The sequence below is a fragment of the Actinomycetospora lutea genome (genome assembly GCF_028737205.1).
GTDB lineage: Bacteria > Actinomycetota > Actinomycetes > Mycobacteriales > Pseudonocardiaceae > Actinomycetospora > Actinomycetospora lutea.
Map to the genome: position 1 here is coordinate 215,275 of NZ_JAQZAL010000002.1, position 16,161 is coordinate 231,435.

At 73.2% G+C, this 16,161-nt stretch carries 17 protein-coding genes; 8 read left to right on the forward strand and 9 right to left on the reverse strand.

The window, feature by feature from the left end:
* Positions 1 to 40: 40 nt before the first annotated feature.
* Entirely contained in the window at positions 41 to 250 is a 210-nt protein-coding gene (locus PHK61_RS03645) for a helix-turn-helix domain-containing protein (RefSeq protein ID WP_133828818.1), read from the reverse strand.
* Positions 251 to 427: 177 nt separating this feature from the next.
* Entirely contained in the window at positions 428 to 2,068 is a 1,641-nt protein-coding gene (locus PHK61_RS03650; protein ID WP_274279599.1) for an ABC-F family ATP-binding cassette domain-containing protein, read from the reverse strand.
* A gap of 105 nt (positions 2,069 to 2,173) precedes the next feature.
* Here PHK61_RS03650 and PHK61_RS03655 point away from each other — a divergent pair, with 105 nt between their 5' ends.
* The 5 genes from PHK61_RS03655 (at position 2,174) to PHK61_RS03675 (ending at position 6,177) form a co-directional block, all read left to right on the forward strand.
* Positions 2,174 to 2,950 (forward strand): SDR family oxidoreductase, encoded by a 777-nt coding sequence (locus tag PHK61_RS03655; protein WP_274279600.1) that lies wholly within the window; start codon positions 2,174 to 2,176, stop codon positions 2,948 to 2,950.
* A gap of 62 nt (positions 2,951 to 3,012) precedes the next feature.
* A complete protein-coding gene (locus tag PHK61_RS03660) occupies positions 3,013 to 3,411 on the forward strand; it encodes a hypothetical protein (protein ID WP_274279601.1) in 399 nt (132 codons plus the stop codon).
* Positions 3,408 to 4,652, forward strand: a complete 1,245-nt coding sequence (locus PHK61_RS03665) for a lycopene cyclase family protein (protein WP_274279602.1) — start codon at positions 3,408 to 3,410, stop codon at positions 4,650 to 4,652. The genes PHK61_RS03660 and PHK61_RS03665 overlap by 4 nt, the downstream gene beginning before the upstream one ends.
* Before the next feature lie 68 nt (positions 4,653 to 4,720).
* Entirely contained in the window at positions 4,721 to 5,167 is a 447-nt protein-coding gene (locus tag PHK61_RS03670; RefSeq protein ID WP_274279603.1) for a universal stress protein, read from the forward strand.
* Entirely contained in the window at positions 5,164 to 6,177 is a 1,014-nt protein-coding gene (locus tag PHK61_RS03675; protein WP_274279604.1) for an adenylate/guanylate cyclase domain-containing protein, read from the forward strand. The genes PHK61_RS03670 and PHK61_RS03675 overlap by 4 nt, the downstream gene beginning before the upstream one ends.
* A 29-nt stretch (positions 6,178 to 6,206) precedes the next feature.
* On the opposite strand, the gene PHK61_RS03680 is transcribed toward PHK61_RS03675, so the two are convergent.
* The 7 genes from PHK61_RS03680 to PHK61_RS03710 are packed head-to-tail and all read right to left on the reverse strand — an operon-like array spanning position 6,207 to position 12,801.
* A complete protein-coding gene (locus tag PHK61_RS03680; protein WP_274279605.1) occupies positions 6,207 to 6,632 on the reverse strand; it encodes a metal-sulfur cluster assembly factor in 426 nt (141 codons plus the stop codon).
* A complete protein-coding gene (sufU, locus tag PHK61_RS03685) occupies positions 6,629 to 7,090 on the reverse strand; it encodes a Fe-S cluster assembly sulfur transfer protein SufU (protein WP_274279606.1) in 462 nt (153 codons plus the stop codon). Before sufU ends, PHK61_RS03680 begins: the two co-directional genes overlap by 4 nt.
* Positions 7,087 to 8,442, reverse strand: a complete 1,356-nt coding sequence (locus tag PHK61_RS03690) for a cysteine desulfurase (protein WP_274279607.1) — start codon at positions 8,440 to 8,442, stop codon at positions 7,087 to 7,089. The genes sufU and PHK61_RS03690 overlap by 4 nt, the downstream gene beginning before the upstream one ends.
* Positions 8,439 to 9,221 carry a Fe-S cluster assembly ATPase SufC gene (gene sufC / locus PHK61_RS03695; protein WP_274279608.1) on the reverse strand — a complete coding sequence of 261 codons (783 nt, stop codon included), beginning with the start codon at positions 9,219 to 9,221 and terminating at the stop codon, positions 8,439 to 8,441. Before sufC ends, PHK61_RS03690 begins: the two co-directional genes overlap by 4 nt.
* Positions 9,222 to 9,266: 45 nt before the next feature.
* Positions 9,267 to 10,529 (reverse strand): Fe-S cluster assembly protein SufD, encoded by a 1,263-nt coding sequence (sufD, locus tag PHK61_RS03700; RefSeq protein ID WP_274279609.1) that lies wholly within the window; start codon positions 10,527 to 10,529, stop codon positions 9,267 to 9,269.
* On the reverse strand, positions 10,526 to 11,977 hold the full coding sequence (gene sufB, locus PHK61_RS03705) for a Fe-S cluster assembly protein SufB (RefSeq protein WP_274279610.1): 1,452 nt from the start codon (positions 11,975 to 11,977) through the stop codon (positions 10,526 to 10,528). Before sufB ends, sufD begins: the two co-directional genes overlap by 4 nt.
* Positions 11,974 to 12,801, reverse strand: a complete 828-nt coding sequence (locus PHK61_RS03710; RefSeq protein WP_274279714.1) for a helix-turn-helix transcriptional regulator — start codon at positions 12,799 to 12,801, stop codon at positions 11,974 to 11,976. The genes sufB and PHK61_RS03710 overlap by 4 nt, the downstream gene beginning before the upstream one ends.
* A 73-nt stretch (positions 12,802 to 12,874) precedes the next feature.
* On the opposite strand from PHK61_RS03710, the gene mptB reads away from it, so the two are divergent.
* The 3 genes from mptB to PHK61_RS03725 all read left to right on the forward strand — a co-directional run bounded on the left by mptB (position 12,875) and on the right by PHK61_RS03725 (position 16,135).
* Complete coding sequence (gene mptB, locus PHK61_RS03715; RefSeq protein WP_274279611.1) at positions 12,875 to 14,419, forward strand: polyprenol phosphomannose-dependent alpha 1,6 mannosyltransferase MptB; 1,545 nt, start codon at positions 12,875 to 12,877, stop codon at positions 14,417 to 14,419.
* A gap of 10 nt (positions 14,420 to 14,429) precedes the next feature.
* Complete coding sequence (locus PHK61_RS03720; RefSeq protein WP_420791342.1) at positions 14,430 to 15,359, forward strand: ABC transporter ATP-binding protein; 930 nt, start codon at positions 14,430 to 14,432, stop codon at positions 15,357 to 15,359.
* A 62-nt stretch (positions 15,360 to 15,421) separates the two neighbouring features.
* Entirely contained in the window at positions 15,422 to 16,135 is a 714-nt protein-coding gene (locus PHK61_RS03725; RefSeq protein ID WP_274279716.1) for an ABC transporter permease, read from the forward strand.
* Positions 16,136 to 16,161 lie beyond the last annotated feature (26 nt).

Sequence of the window (16,161 nt, forward strand, 5' to 3'; positions counted from 1 at the left end):
CCGAGCGTGCGACCTCGACGATGGTCGAGGTCAAGGGCGGCTACTTCTTCTTGGTACGCGTGGCACCACCGCGCCCGCGCAGCGTGACACCCGATTCCGAGAGCACCCGGTGCACGAATCCGTACGAGCGGCCGGTGGACTCGGCCAGCGAACGGATGCTCGCACCCTTCTCGTACTTCTTCTTCAGGTCGTTGGCGAGCTTGTCGCGCTGGGTGCCGGTGATCCGCGCACCCTTCTTCAGGTCGGCCATCTCGTGTCCACCCCTCGTCCCACCGCAGGTCCGGTCGAACCATGATGATCGTTGAGGGGAGTGTGCGCCATCGCACATTTCCCGTGATCGGTAAGCGGTTCGGCCGATCGGAGTGATCGACGTCCGTTTGTCTGATCCTTCGGGAGCTGCACTAACTCGTCGCTGAATGGACGTTCACTAGGCCAGCTCGACGAGTTCCAGGTGATCGGCCGAGAAATGGTCCTCGGTGCCGTCCGGCAACAGGATGACGCGCTCGGGCTCGAGCGCCTCGACCGCGCCCGGGTCGTGCGTGACGAGCACCACCGCCCCCTCGAAGCGCCGCAGGGCGTCGAGGACCTTCTCCCGGCTGGCCGGGTCGAGGTTGTTCGTGGGCTCGTCGAGCAGCAGGACGTTGGCCGCGCTCGACACGAGGCCCGCCAGCGCGAGACGCGTGCGCTCGCCGCCCGACAGCGTCCCCGCGGGCTGCTCGAGCTGCTCGCCGGAGAACATGAACGCGCCCAGCAGCGTGCGCAGCTGCTGCTCCGGGGTGTCCGGGGCGGCGCTGCGCGCGTTCTCCCAGACGGTGCGCTCCATGTCGAGCGTGTCGTGCTCCTGGGCGAAGTAGCCGGTCCGCAGCCCGTGGCCGGCCTGCACCTCACCGGTGTCGGGCGTCTCGGCCCCGGCGAGGATGCGCAGCAGCGTGGTCTTGCCGGCGCCGTTGAGCCCGAGGATGACCACCCGCGAGCCGCGGTCCACCGCGAGGTCGACGCCGGTGAACACCTCCAGCGAGCCGTAGGTCTTCGACAGCCCCTCGGCGGTCATCGGCACCCGCCCGCACGGCGCCGGGGCCGGGAAGCGGATGTGGGCGACCTTGTCGTCGACGCGCTGCTCGTCGAGGCCGTCGAGCATCGCCTGCGCGCGGCGCGCCATCTGCTTGGCCGCCACGGCCTTGGTGGCCTTCGCGCCCATCTTCGCGGCCTGGGCCTGCAGGGCGCCTGCCTTCTTCTCGGCGTTGGCCCGCTCGCGGCGCCGGCGGGCCTCGTCGTCGGCGCGCGCCTGCTGGTACTTCTTCCAGCCCATGTTGTAGACGTCGAGCTCGCCGCGGGTGGCGTCGAGGAACCACACCTTGTTCACCACGGCGTCGATGAGCTCGGTGTCGTGGCTGATCACGACGACGCCGCCCTCGTGGTTCTGCAGGAACGAGCGCAGCCAGCCGATCGAGTCGGCGTCGAGGTGGTTGGTCGGCTCGTCGAGCAGCAGCGTGGTGCCCGAGTTCCCTCCCCCCTTCGATCCGGCGCCGTCACCGCTGGCCGCGAACAGGATGCGGGCGAGCTCGACGCGGCGGCGCTGACCGCCCGACAGCGTGCGCAGCGGCTGGGCGAGCACGCGTCCGGGCAGGCCGAGGTTCGAGCAGATCCGCCCGGCCTCGCTCTCCGCGGCGTAGCCGCCGAGGTCGGCGAACCGCTCCTCGAGACGCCCGTACTTCGCGATGGCGCGGTCGCGCTCGGCGTCGTCGGCGAGCTCGGCCATCGCGGTCTGGGTCTTCTCCATCTCGCGCAGCAGCTCGTCGAGCCCGCGCGCCGAGAGCACCCGGTCGCGCGCCAGCACGGTGAGGTCGCCCTCGCGCGGGTCCTGGGGCAGGTAGCCCACCGGACCGGTCGAGCGGATGGTGCCGCCGTAGGGCTCGCCGACGCCCGCGAGGCTGCGCAGCGTCGTCGTCTTGCCCGCGCCGTTGCGCCCGACCAGACCGATCCGGTCGCCGGGCTGGACGCGCAGCGTCGCCCCCGCGAGCAGGACGCGGGAGCCGGCGCGCAGCTCGAGATCGGAGGCGGTGATCACTGGGGAAGTCCTCGCGGGAGGTGGTCGGTGCGGGCGGACGTGGCCTCGCTGACTGACCCCAGTGTAGGCGGCCCCCGGCGCCCGACCCCGATCTAGGGTGCGCGCATGACCGACGCCACGCCCCCCGTCCCCCGCGACCTCTCCGGCCGTGCGGCGCTCGTCACGGGCGCGAGCCGCGGCATCGGGTACGGGATCGCCCGCCACCTGCTCGAGCGCGGCGCCGCGGTCACCATCACCGCCCGCAAGCAGGCCGAGCTCGACGAGGCGGCCGCGGCGCTGGGCGCGCCGGACCGCGTCCTGGCGCTGGCCGGCAACTCCGGTGACGCCGCGTCGCGCACCGAGGCCGTCGACGCCACCGTCGAGCGCTTCGGCTCGCTGGACGTGCTGGTCAACAACACGGGCATCAACCCGCAGTACGGGCCCCTGGTCCACGCCGACCTCGCGGCGGTGTCGAAGATCTTCGAGGTGAACGTCGTCGCCGCCCTGGGCTTCGTGCAGGAGGCCCACCGCGCGTGGATGGGCGAGCACGGCGGCGCGATCGTCAACATGGCCTCGGTCGGCGGGCTGCGCAGCAGTGGGGTCATCGGCGCCTACGGGGCCTCGAAGGCCGCGCTCATCCGCCTCACCGAGGAGCTCGCCTGGCAGCTCGGGCCCCGGATCCGCGTCAACGCCGTGGCCCCGGCGGTGGTGAAGACCCGTTTCGCCGAGGCCCTCTACGCCCACGGCGAGGATGAGGTCGCGTCCCGCTACCCCATGAAGCGGCTCGGCACCCCGGAGGACGTCGCGGCCCTCGTCGGCTTCCTCGTGTCCGACGCCGCGTCCTGGATCACCGGCGAGACCGTGCGCGTCGACGGCGGGATGCTCGCCACGGGGAGCACGTGAACCCCACGGGCACCTCAACCGGACACCGGCACAATGGACGTGATCGGGAGGTGGTCCGCAGCATGGGTCTCTTCAGCAGGTGGCGTCGCGGGGGCGGCAGCGGTGTCGGGTCCGGCGGGCAGCGCCAGGTGCTCGACCGGGAGGGCGGGCCCGCCGACCTCGAGCACCTCCGGGCGTTCGCGAAGAGCCGTGAGGGCGTCGCGTTCTACGTCGAGCCGGAGACCACGGCCACCGACACGACGGTCGTCGCCGTGGCGTTCGACGGCGAGTGGACCCGCCGCCGGGTGGGCACGCCCCGCGCCGCGGAGAAGCTGGCGCGCTCGGTGAAGGTCGCCTGCCACGACGTCACGGTCACCGGGTACCCGCCCGAGATGCGACGGTGGAACGCGCGCGCGAAGGCCGACCGGGCCGCGCTCGAGGAGATGGCCCGCGCCGAGACCGACGACGAACGCGACCGGTGAGCCCCTCCGCCCCGGTCGCCGACGTCGTCGTGGCCGGCGCGGGACCCGCCGGCCGGTCGCTCGCGCGCGCCTGCGCCGCGCGCGACCTGCGCACCCTGCTCGTCGACCCGCGCCCGCACCGGGAGTGGACCCACACCTACGGCGCCTGGGTCCACGAACTGCCCGACGACCTGCCCGGCGAGATCGTCGCCGCCCGCGGGCACGGCGTGGCCATCGCGCAGCGCACCCACGTGCTCGACGACGAGTACGCCGTGCTGGACACCGGCGCGCTCCAGGCGCACCTCACCGACCCCGCGGTGGCCGTCCGCCGGGCCCGGGCCGTCGGCGCGACGCCGGCCGGCGTCGGGCGCCACCCCGCCGTGGTCCTCGACGACGGCAGCACCGTCACCGCCCGGGTCGTCGTCGACGCCACCGGCGCCCGCCAGGCGCTCGCCCGCCGCGGGACCGCGCGCGAGCTCGACAGCGCGCGCCCCCGCGCCGAGCAGACCGCGTTCGGGGTGGTCGTCCCCAAGGAGGTGGCGGCCCGGGTCAGCGGCGACCGCCTGCTGTTCATGGACTGGCGCCCCGCCCACGGACGTCCCGGCTGGCCGACGTTCCTCTACGCGGTGCCCCTCGACGACGACCGCGTGCTGCTCGAGGAGACCTCGCTGGCCCGCCGCCCCGGGCTGCCGATGCCCGAGCTGCGGGCCCGGCTGCGCGGCCGGCTGCGGGCGGCGGGGCTGACCGACGCGGAGATCCCCGACGACCCCGCCGAGGTCGAGAAGGTCCGCTTCCCCGTCGACTCGCCGCGGCACCGCTCGCCGTCGGGCGTGATCGCGGTCGGCGCGGCCGACCCGCTCGTGCACCCCGCGTCGGGGTTCAGCCTCGCGACCTCGCTGCGCCTGGCGCCCCGCGTGGCCACCGTCCTCGCCGACGCCCTGCGGGGCGGCACCGAGCCGATCGGCGTCGCCCGCGCGGCCCGGCGGGTGGTGCGCTCCCCCGCCGCGGTCACCGTGCACGCGCTGCGCCGCCGCGGCCTCGAGACGCTGCTCGCGATGCCGCCCGGCGAGGTCCCCGCGTTCTTCGACCGGTTCTTCTCGCTGCCGCCCACCCACCGGCGCGCCTATCTCGACGCCCGTGAGGACGTCGGCGCATCGGTGGCGGCCATGACCTCGTTGTTCGGACGACTGACACCCCGGCTGCGCGGCCACCTGATCAGGGGAACGCTGCTCGGGGCCCGGAGCGTCCGAACGGAGCAGTAGCGGTACGCTCGCGAACCGTAATCGTGACGGGTTCGTGACCCGCCACCGAGGAGGAGGGATTCTCCGCGATGGGTGCTTACCAGACCGTGGCCGTCGGCACGGACGGCTCGGAGTCGTCGTTCCGCGCCGTCGACCGCGCGGCGACGATCGCGGCCGACAGCAAGGCCCTGCTGCTCATCATCTGCGCCTACAAGCCGGCGAAGTCGACCGGTGAGGCCGAGCAGGCGCTGGGCGAGGACGCGGCCTTCCACGTGGTCGGCTCGACACCCGCCGAGGAGACGCTGCGCGACGCCCGCGAGCGCGCCGCCGCCAGGGGCTCGGTCGAGATCGACACCGTGGCCGTGCAGGGCGACCCGATCGAGCGGGTCATCGAGGTCGTGGCGGACCGGAAGGCCGACCTGGTCGTCGTCGGCAACCGGGGCCTCAACAGCCTCGCGGGCCGCCTGCTCGGCTCGGTCCCGCAGGGCATCTCCCGGCGCGCCGGCAGCGACGTCCTCATCGTCCACACCACGTGACGGCGGGTCCGGATCCCGCCGCCTCCGACCCGGAGCGGTGGGCGCGGGCGCAGGAGCGGATCGAGGACCTGCTGCTGCGCGGCCCCCGGACCATGACGCGCGGCGAGGTCCAGGAACGCACCGGGTTCACCCCGGAGCACACGTCGCGGCTGTGGAGCTCGCTCGGCTTCCCCGCGACCCCCGACGACGTCCGCGGGTTCGCCGAGGCCGACGTCGACGCCCTCGAGCTCTCCGGGCGCCTGCTCGACGAGGACACGTTCGACGAGGCCGAGGAGCTGGCCGTCGCCCGCGCGCTCGGCCAAGGCCTCGGTCGTCTCGCCGAGTGGCAGGCGACGCTGGTGCGGCGCACGATCGCCGACGCCGGCCTCGCCCACGACCCGGACGCGATCGTCGAGGCCGTCGAGGCGCTCGTCCCGACCCTCGAGAAGCTCCAGTCCTACGTCTGGCGCCGCCACCTCGCGGTGACCGCCGGGCGGATGCTCTCGACCCTCGCCCGCCCGGAGGGCGACGGGGCGGCGGAGAACCGCGTCGTCGTGGGCTTCGCCGACATCGTCGGGTTCACGAGCCTGTCCCGCACGATCGACGAGGTCGAGCTGCGCGCACTGCTCGAACGCTTCGAGACCGTGTCCGCCGAGGTCGTCGCGCGCCGGCGCGGCCGGATCGTCAAGACCCTCGGCGACGAGATCCTCTTCGTCTGCGAGCGCGTCGAGGACGCCGTCGACATCGCGTTCCGCCTGCACGACGAGGTGCCCGGCGACGACGAGCGCCTGGCGCTGCGCGTCGGGCTCGCGCTCGGCGAGGTCCTCCCCCGCTACGGCGACGTGTACGGGCCGGTCGTGAACATCGCCAGCCGCCTGACCTCGGAGGCGCGCCCGGGCACGGTGCTCGTCGACGAGGACCTCACCGAGGCCCTGCGCGCCACCGACCTCGACCTGGAGATCCGCTCGGTGCCGAGCGTCGCCGTCCGGGGCTACCGGCACCTGCGCCCGCACGTGGTGCGCGAGAAGTAGGCAGCGATCGGCCGGGCGCGCTACTCCATCTAGACGGTGAAGCCGAGCGCGCGGAGCTGCTCGCGACCGTCGTCGGTGATCTTGTCCGGACCCCACGGCGGCATCCAGACCCAGTTGATCCGCACGTCCTTGGCCAGTCCCCCACCGGGCCCCTGGGTCAGGGCGGCGCGGGCCTGGTCCTCGATGACGTCGGTCAGCGGGCAGGCCGCCGAGGTCAGGGTCATGTCGAGCGTGACCACGGGGCCGGCCACGTCCTCGGAACCGCCGTGGACGTCGATGCCGTAGAGCAGGCCCAGGTCGACGACGTTGATCCCCAGCTCGGGGTCGACGACGTCGCGCATCGCCTCCTCGAGGTCGTCGTAGGAGGGCAGGTCGGCGCTCGGGGCCGGGGCCTCGGGCATGCCGGCCGCACCTCGCTGCACCGTGGGCTGAACGGTCTCGTCGGTGTCGGTCATGAGCTACCTCCAGCTTGAGCCTGGGCGACCGCGTCCTTGAACGCCAGCCAGCCGAGCAGCGCGCACTTCACGCGCGCCGGGTAGGCGGCCACGCCGGCGAAGGCCACGGCGTCGTCGAGCACGTCCTCGTCGGGCTCCACCTTGCCGCGACCCTGCACCATCTCCTGATACGCGTCGAGGGTCTCGAAGGCCTCGCCGACGGTGTGCCCGACGAGCAGGTCGTAGGCCACCGACGTCGCCGCCTGGCTGATCGAGCAGCCGAGCGCGTCGTAGGAGAGGTCCTCGACCTTGGCGTCGCGCCCCTCGCCGCCCGAGAGGTGCACGCGCACGGTGACCTCGTCGCCGCACGTCGGGTTGACGTGGTGGACCTCGGCCTCGAACGGGTCCCGCAGCCCGCGGCCGTGCGGGTTGCGGTAGTGGTCCAGGATGATCTCCTGGTACATCGAGTCGAGCTTCACGGCGTCAGCTCACCACCCCGGGTCGAGCTCCGCCGCGCTCCGTCTCCCGCCACCCCGAAGAACTCCTGCGCCCGACGCACCCCGGCCACGAGCGCGTCGATCTCCTCCATCGTGTTGTACACGTGGAAGCTCGCGCGGATCGACGACTGCACGCCGAACGCGCGGTGCAGCGGCCACGCGCAGTGGTGGCCGACGCGCACGGCGATGCCGGAGTCGTCGAGCACCTGCGAGGCGTCGTGCGGGTGGATGCCCTCGATCTCGAAGGCCACCGCCCCGCCGCGGGCCTCGGTGGTGCGCGGGCCGATGATCGTGACGCCGGGCAGGTCCTGGAGCTTGACCAGCGCGGCGCCGGTCAGCTCGTTCTCGTGGGCCTTGACGGTGTCCATGCCGATCGCGGACAGGTAGTCCACGGCCGCGCCGAGACCGATCGCCTGCGAGGTCATCGGCACGCCCGCCTCGAACCGCGCGGGCGGCGGCGCGTAGGTCGAGCGCTCCATGCGGACCAGCTCGATCATCGAGCCGCCCGTGAGGAACGGCGGCAGGGCCTCGAGCAGCTCGCGGCGTCCGTAGAGCACGCCGATGCCCGACGGCCCGAGCATCTTGTGCCCGGAGAACGCGGCGAAGTCCACGCCGAGGGCGTGCAGGTCGACCGGCGCGTGCGGCACCGACTGGCAGGCGTCCAGCAGCGTGTAGGCGCCGACCTCGCGGGCCCGGCGCACCAGCTCCTCCACCGGCGGGACGGTGCCCAGCACGTTGGACTGGTGGGTGAACGCGACGACCCGGGTGCGCTCGTTGATCACCGAGCGCGCCTCGTCGGAGTCGAGGTCGAGCCGCCCGTCGCGCGTCACCGAGAACCACCGCAGCGTCGCCCCGGTGCGCCGACAGAGCTCCTGCCAGGGCACGAGGTTGGCGTGGTGCTCCATCTCGGTGGTGACGATCTCGTCGCCCGGCCCGATCCGGAAGCGCTCGGCGGCCGCCTCGACACCGTCGCCGACGGACGCGTTGCTCATCCCGTACGCGACGAGGTTGATGCCCTCGGTCGCGTTCTTGGTGAAGACGATCTCGCCGATGTCGGCGCCGACGAACGCCGCGATCCGCTCGCGGGCGGACTCGTAGGCGTCGGTGGCCTCCTCGGCCAGCGCGTGCGCGCCGCGGTGCACGGCGGCGTTGGACGTCTCGAGGAACCGGCGTTCCGCGTCGAGCACCTGGCGCGGGCGCTGCGAGGTCGCGCCCGAGTCCAGGTAGACCAGCGGCTTGGCGTCGCGGACGGTGCGGCTCAGGATGGGGAAGTCCGCACGGATCTCCGCGACATCCAGGGTCGCACCCGGGCCAGTGGGTGCGAGGGCGGTCATGCCGGCTGCTCCTCCTTGGTGGACTCCGCGGTGTCCGTGAAGCGCTCGTAGCCGTTCGTCTCGAGCTCCTCGGCGAGCTCCGGGCCGCCGGACTCGGCGACGCGGCCGTTCACGAACACGTGGACCCGGTCCGGCGCGATGTAGCGCAGGATCCGCGTGTAGTGCGTGATCAGCAGGATGCCGACGTCCGAGGTCGCCTTGTAGTCGTTGACGCCCTTGCTGACGACGCGCAGGGCGTCGACGTCGAGGCCGGAGTCGGTCTCGTCGAGCACCGCGATCCTCGGCTTGAGCAGCGCCATCTGCAGGACCTCGTGGCGCTTCTTCTCGCCGCCCGAGAAGCCCTCGTTGACGCTGCGCTCGGCGAACGCCGGGTCGATGTCGAGGTCGGACATCGCGCCCTTGACCTCCTTGACCCAGTGCCGCACCTTCGGGGCCTCGCCGCGGGTGGCGGTGGCCGCCGAGCGCAGGAAGTTCGACATCGACACGCCGGGCACCTCGACGGGGTACTGCATCGCCAGGAAGAGCCCGGCGCGCGCCCGCTCGTCGACGGCCATCTCCAGGACGTCCTCGCCGTCGAGGAGCACCTGGCCCTTCGTGACCGTGTACTTCGGGTGGCCCGCGATCGAGTAGGCCAGCGTGGACTTGCCGGAGCCGTTCGGACCCATGATCGCGTGGGTCTCGTTCGAGCTCACGGTGAGGTCGACGCCCCGCAGGATCTCCTTGGGGCCGGACTCGGTCTCGACCTCGACGTGGAGGTCGCGGATCTCGAGGGTGGACATCAAGCCTCTTTCAGCAGTACGTGGTGGTGGCGGGGAACGGGCGGCTCAGACGCCGACGACCTCGAGCTCGGCCTCGATGGCCGCCTCGAGACGGTCGCGCAGCGCCGGCACGCGGACCTTCTGAATGACCTCGCCGAAGAAGCCGCGGACGACCAGTCGACGTGCCTGGGCCTCGGGGATCCCCCGCGCCATCAGGTAGAACAGCTGCTCGTCGTCGAACCTTCCCGTGGCGCTGGCGTGGCCGGCGCCGAGGATCTCGCCCGTCTCGATCTCGAGGTTCGGCACCGAGTCGGCGCGGGCGTTGTCGGTGAGCAGCAGGTTGCGGTTGAGCTCGTAGGTGTCGGTGCCCTCGGCCGCCTTGCGGATGAGGACGTCGCCGATCCAGACGGTGTGGGCCGCGGTGCCCCTCTCCGCGCCCTGCAGCGCGCCCTTGTACATGACGCGCGAGCGGCAGTGCGGGATCGAGTGGTCGACGAGCAGGCGCTGCTCGAAGTGCTGGCCGCCGTCGGCGAAGTACAGCCCGTCGAGCTCGACGTCGCCGCCGGGCGCCCGGTAGTTGATGACCGGGGAGAGCCGCACGAGGTCGCCGCCGAGCGTCACCGAGGTGTGCCGGATCGTGGCGTCGCGCCCGACCGAGAGGTGCTGCGCGCCCACGTACACGGCGTCGTCGGCCCAGTCGTGCACCTCGACGACCTCGAGCTTCGCGCCGTCGGCGACGACGAACTCGGTGTTGGCCGCGATCGTGCCCGACCCGCGGTGGTCGAGGACGACGACCGCCTCGGCGTGGCGCTCGAGGCGCAGCTGCAGGTGCGCGTACGCGGTCGAGCCCGCGCCGGGGCCGGTCACGGTGATCGTCAGCGGCTCGTCGTCCGAGCGCGCCTCGTTCACCGTCACGACGTGCACCTGCTCGACCGACGACCAGGCCTGCGCGGCCACGCGGTCGGCGGGGATGCCGCCGTCGCCGCGCCGCGGGTCGTCCGGGCCGACCGTCTCGTGCCGCGTGCCCGACCCCGTGAGGTCGGTGGCGCTGTCGCCGAACCCGGCGCGCACCGACACACCGATCGCGCCGTCGATGCTCGCCGAGCCGTCGTGCAGGCCGCGCAGCCGGCGCAGCGGCGTGAAGCGCCACTGCTCCTCGCGCCCGCGCGGGACCTCGAACGACTCGACGTCGTACGAGGTGTGCCGCTCCTCCCAGGGCGCGATCTTCGGCGACGAGGCGGTCTTGATGCCGGGGTCCACGTCGAGGACCGCGGCGCCGGGGGCGGTCGTCGAACCGCCCCCGGTGGAAGCGGCAGGTGTGTCGGTCATCCGACAGCGCCCTCCATCTGCAGCTCGATCAGGCGGTTGAGCTCGAGCGCGTACTCCATGGGCAGCTCGCGCGCGATGGGCTCGACGAACCCGCGCACGATCATCGCCATGGCCTCGTCCTCGGTGAGGCCGCGGGACATCAGGTAGAAGAGCTGGTCCTCGCTGACCTTCGAGACCGTCGCCTCGTGGCCCATCGTCACGTCGTCCTCGCGGACGTCGACGTACGGGTAGGTGTCCGAGCGGCTGATCGTGTCGACCAGCAGCGCGTCGCACTTCACCGTCGACCGCGAGTGGTGCGCGCCCTTGTTGACGCGCACGAGGCCGCGGTAGCTGGTGCGCCCGCCGCCGCGCGCCACCGACTTCGAGATGATCGTCGACGACGTGTGCGGCGCGAGGTGCACCATCTTGGCGCCCGCGTCCTGGTGCTGGCCCTCGCCGGAGAACGCCACCGAGAGCACCTCGCCCTTGGCGTGCGGCCCGGTGAGCCAGACGGCCGGGTACTTCATGGTCACCTTGGAGCCGATGTTGCCGTCGACCCACTCCATGGTCGCGCCCTCTTCGGCCTTGGCGCGCTTGGTGACCAGGTTGTAGACGTTGTTCGACCAGTTCTGGATGGTCGTGTAGCGGCAGCGGCCGCCCTTCTTCACGACGATCTCGACGACCGCGGAGTGCAGCGAGTCGCTCGAGTAGATCGGCGCCGTGCAGCCCTCGACGTAGTGGACGTAGGCGTCCTCGTCGACGATGATCAGCGTCCGCTCGAACTGGCCCATGTTCTCGGTGTTGATCCGGAAGTAGGCCTGCAGCGGGATGTCCACGTGGACGCCCTTGGGCACGTAGATGAACGAGCCGCCGGACCACACCGCCGAGTTGAGCGCGGAGAACTTGTTGTCGCCGGCCGGGATGACCGAGCCGAAGTACTCCTCGAACAGCTCCGGGTGCTCGCGCAGCCCGGTGTCGGTGTCCATGAAGATGACGCCCTGCGCCTCCAGGTCCTCGCGGATCTGGTGGTACACGACCTCGGACTCGTACTGCGCCGCGACGCCGGCGACGAGGCGCGCCTTCTCCGCCTCGGGGATGCCGAGCTTGTCGTAGGTCGCCTTGATGTCCTCGGGCAGGTCCTCCCAGGAGGCCGCCTGCTTCTCCGTGGACCGCACGAAGTACTTGATGTTGTCGAAGTCGATGCCCGAGAGGTCGGAGCCCCACTGCGGCATCGGCTTCTTCTCGAAGGTGCTCAGCGCCTTGAGACGCGCCTGGAGCATCCAGTCCGGCTCGCTCTTCTTGCCCGAGATGTCACGCACGACCGCCTCGTTGAGGCCCCGCTGCGCGCTCGCCCCGGCGACGTCGCTGTCGTGCCACCCGAACTGGTACTGCCCGAGCGCAGCGAGGGTCTCCTCCTGGGTGAGCTCGGTCGGGGCGGTGGGAGTCGTCCGCTCCGCGGAGGTGGTCATACGACCTGCCTTCCCTTGACGTCGTTGGAGGTCGGGGTGGTGGTGGGGCCCTGCTGTCGGGGCACGTGGGTCGTGCACGCGGCGTCGCCGCGGGCGATGGTGGACAACCGCTGGACGTGCGTGCCCAGGAGCTCGGCGAAGACCTCGGTCTCCGCCTCGCACAGCTGCGGGAACTCGGCGGCCACACCGGCCACCGGACAGTGGTGCTGGCACAGGGCCTCGCCCGCCGTGGTGGCGTGCGACGAGGCCGCGTAGCCCTCGTGGGAGAGGGCGCTGGCGAGCGCGTGCACCCGCTCGGCGTGGTCGGCGTGGGTGCCGATCTCCTCGCGGTGCTCGGCGAGCATGCCCTCGACGCGCCGCCGGGCGAACGCGCGGACCGCGTCGGGCCCCAGCACGTCGGACAGCTCGCGCAGCACCGCGACGGCGAGCTCGGCCACGTCGTCCTCGTCGCCCCCGGCCCGCCGGCGGCCTCGCTCGGTGAGCAGGTGCTGGCGGGCGGGACGACCGCGTCCGCGCCCGGCGCGCGGCGCGTCCCGGGTGGTCACCGCGTCCTCGGCGATCAGGGCGTCGAGGTGGCGGCGGACCGCCGCTCCGGAGAGCCCCAGCACCCCGGCGAGGTCCTTCGCCGTCGTGGGGCCGTGCTCCAGGAGCCGGCGGACGATGAGGTCCCGCGTCCGGCCGTCGTGCCCGTCGACGCTCATGGTCCTCACCTCCTGCACGTGCTCGGTCGGGTACGCCTTCTTTTGACAACACCAGTCTTGCTTATTTGTCGCCGCCGGGCAAAGCGGACCCCCGGACCGGACGAGGTGATCGCACTCACGCAGGGTTACCTACCCTTACCGGCTGGTGGGGTACGGCGGCCGGGACCCGCGACCGGCCTCGGTATCGTCCCCGTCCGTGACCGGCACGACGGAGGCCCCCGCGCCGGTGCCCCCTGCCGTGTCGCCCGCGGTGACGCCCCCTGGAGCGCAGCCGCCCCCGCCGACCCCGGACGAGCGCCGCCGCCTGCGGACCGTGCGCCGCTTCGGCACCACCGGCTCGCTCCTCATGGCGATCGGCGCCCTGGGGTGCGGGGCGACGCCCGCGCCCGCGTACAACCCGCTGCTCGGCACCCGCGTGCTCGGCCTGTGGGGCCGGATGCCGACGGTGTCGCTGACGCTCGCCTACATCGGCATGGGCATGCTCGTGCTGGCCTGGCTGTGGCTGGGCCGCCTCGCCTGGCCGGGCCGCGTGCGCCTGTCGGTGCGCCAGCTGACCCGCATCCTCGTCATGTGGATGGCGCCGCTGGCCGTCGCCCCGCCGCTGTTCTCCACCGACGTCTACGGCTACCTCTCCCAGGCCGAGGTCGTCTCGCGGGGCTTCGACCCCTACATCTACGGCGCCGCGCAGGCGCTCGGGCTCTCCGACCCGCTGGTCGCGAGCATCCCGACGATCTGGCGCACCACGCCGTCGCCGTACGGGCCCGGCTTCCTGTCCTTCGGGCGCCTCATCACCGGGATCGCGGGCGACGACATCGTGCTCGGCGTCTACCTGCACCGCGTCCTCGCGCTCGCCTCGCTGGGCCTCGTCATCTGGGCGGTGCCGCACCTCGCCCGCCGGGCCGGCGTCGAGCCGATCGCCGCGCTGTGGCTCGCGATCAGCCCGCTGGTGCTGTTCCACCTGGTCAGCGGCATCCACAACGACGCGATCATGCTGGGCGTCGTCCTCGCCGGCATGGAGATCGGCATGCGGCGCTCGTGGGTGCTCGGCGCGCTGCTCATCGGGCTCGGCGCCTCCGGGAAGATCCCCGCGGTGGTGGCTCTCGGCTTCCTCGCCGCGCACGTCGCCCACGAACGGGGCGGGGGGTTCGCGCGCCTGGTCCGGTACGGCGCGGCCTGCTCGGCGCTCGGGCTCGGCATGGTCGCCGCCGTCTCGGTCGGCAGCGGCCTGGGCTTCGGGTGGATCCAGGCGCTCGCCGTGCCCAACCTGCTGCGCAGCTGGCTCTCGGTCACCACCGACCTCGGCGTGCTCGGCGGCTGGCTCGGCGGGATCCTCGGCCTCGGCGACCACACCGACGCCGTCCTCGACCTCACCCGCGCCGCCGGGCTCGGTGTCGCCGCCCTGGTGTGCGTACTGCTCGTGTTCATGGTGCTGAACGGGCGCCTGCACGCCGTCGCGGGCATGGGCTACGGGTTCGGCGCGGTGTTCCTCGCCGGCCCCGTGCTGCACCCCTGGTACCTGCTGTGGGCCGTCGTCCCGCTGGCCGCGTCGGTGCGCAACCCGAGGATCCGCGGGTTCGCCGTCGCGGTGTGCGCGATCGTCGCCCTGCTGGTGCCGCCGACGGGCGCGGACTTCTCGTTCCGCACCTACCAGCTGCCCATGGCCATCACCGCGGCGGCGCTGCTCGCGCTGGTCCCGCTGGCCGTGGTGCGCGGGCGCGTCCCCAAGACACCGGCCACCTAGGCTGGCGGCCGTGTCGGGATCCGCGGGCGCACTGGAGGTGCGCGACCTCGTCGTGCGCTACCAGGGCCAGGCGGCCGTGGACGGCCTCGACCTCGACCTCGCGCCGGGCCAGGTGCTCGCCCTGCTCGGACCCAACGGCGCGGGCAAGACCACGACGGTCGAGGTGTGCGAGGGCCTGCGCGGCCGAGACGCGGGCCGCGTCCGGGTGCTCGGCGTCGACCCGGCCGGCGCGCCCGACGCGCTGCGCGCCCGCCTGGGGGTCATGCCGCAGGGCGGCGGTGCCTACCCCGGGGTCCGCGTGCGCGAGATGGTCGGGCTCGTGGCCGCCTGCTCCGCGCGCCCGCTCGACCCCGACTGGCTCGTCGACACGCTCGGCCTCGCCTCCTGCGCCCGCAAGCCCTACAAGCGCCTCTCGGTCGGCCAGCAGCAGCGCCTGGCGCTCGCGTGCGCGGTCGTCGGGCGCCCGGAGCTGGTCTTCCTCGACGAGCCCACCGCGAGCCTCGACCCGCAGGGCCGCCGCCTGGTGTGGGACCTCGTGCGCGCCCTGCGCGCCGACGGCGTCGCGGTGCTGCTGACCACGCACCTCATGCAGGAGGCCGAGACGCTGGCCGACCACATCGTGATCATCGACCACGGGCGCGCGGTCGCCGAGGGCAGCCCGGACACGTTGACCGCCGCGGGCGCCGACCGCGAGCTGCGCTTCCGCGCCGCCGCGGGCATGGACCTGCGCCTGCTCGCCGACGCCCTGCCCGAGGGGTGCTCGGTGTCCGAGCCGACGCCGGGCAGCTACCTCGTCGAGGGGTCCATCGACCCGCAGGTGCTCTCGACCGTGACGTCGTGGTGCGCCCGCCAGGGCGTGCTCGCCGACGACCTGCGCGTCGCGCGCCGCAGCCTCGAGGACGTGTTCCTCGAGCTCACGGGACGCGAGCTCCGGTCGTGAGCACGCCCAGCTTCGAGGCCGGCACCTTCACCCCGGCGCCGGGACGCGGGCCGCTGGGGCGCATGCTCGCCACGCAGGTCGCGCTCGAGACCAAGCTGGCCCTGCGCCAGGGCGAGCAGGTGCTGCTCACCCTGATCATCCCGTTGGCGCTGCTCGTCGGCCTCACGCTCCTGCGCGTCGTCCCGCTGCCCGAGCCGCGGGCGACGTCCGCCCTCGGCACGGTGCTCGCGCTCGCGATCATGTCGACCGCCTTCACCAGCCAGGCCATCTCCCTGGGCTTCGACCGCCGCTACGGGGTGCTGCGCCGCCTCGCGGCCACCGCGGTCCCCCGCTGGCTGATCGTGTGCGGGCGCCTCGGCGGGATGGCCGCCGTGGTGCTCGTGCAGGTCGTCGTGCTCGGCGCCGTCGCGATCGCGCTGGGCTGGCGGCCGGGCGCGGGCTCGCCGGGCTGGGTGCTCCTGCTCGTCGTGCTCGGCACCGCGGCGTTCGGCGCCGTCGGGGTGCTGCTCGGCGGCAGCGTGCGCGCCGAGATCGTGCTCGCCCTCGCCAACGTCATCTGGTTCGTGCTGCTCTTCGCGGGCGGGGTGCTCGTGCCCGCGTCGGCGCTGCCCGGCCCGCTCGCCACCGTCGTGCAGCTGCTGCCCTCCGGGGCGCTCGCCGAGGGCCTGCGCACAGCGCTGGCCGGCGGCACGCCCGCACTCGGCCACGTCGTCGTCCTGCTCGTCTGGGCGGTCGTGGCCGGCGGCATCGCCACCCGCACCGTGCGCTGGAGCTGAGTCCCCCTACGACGGGACGTAGGATC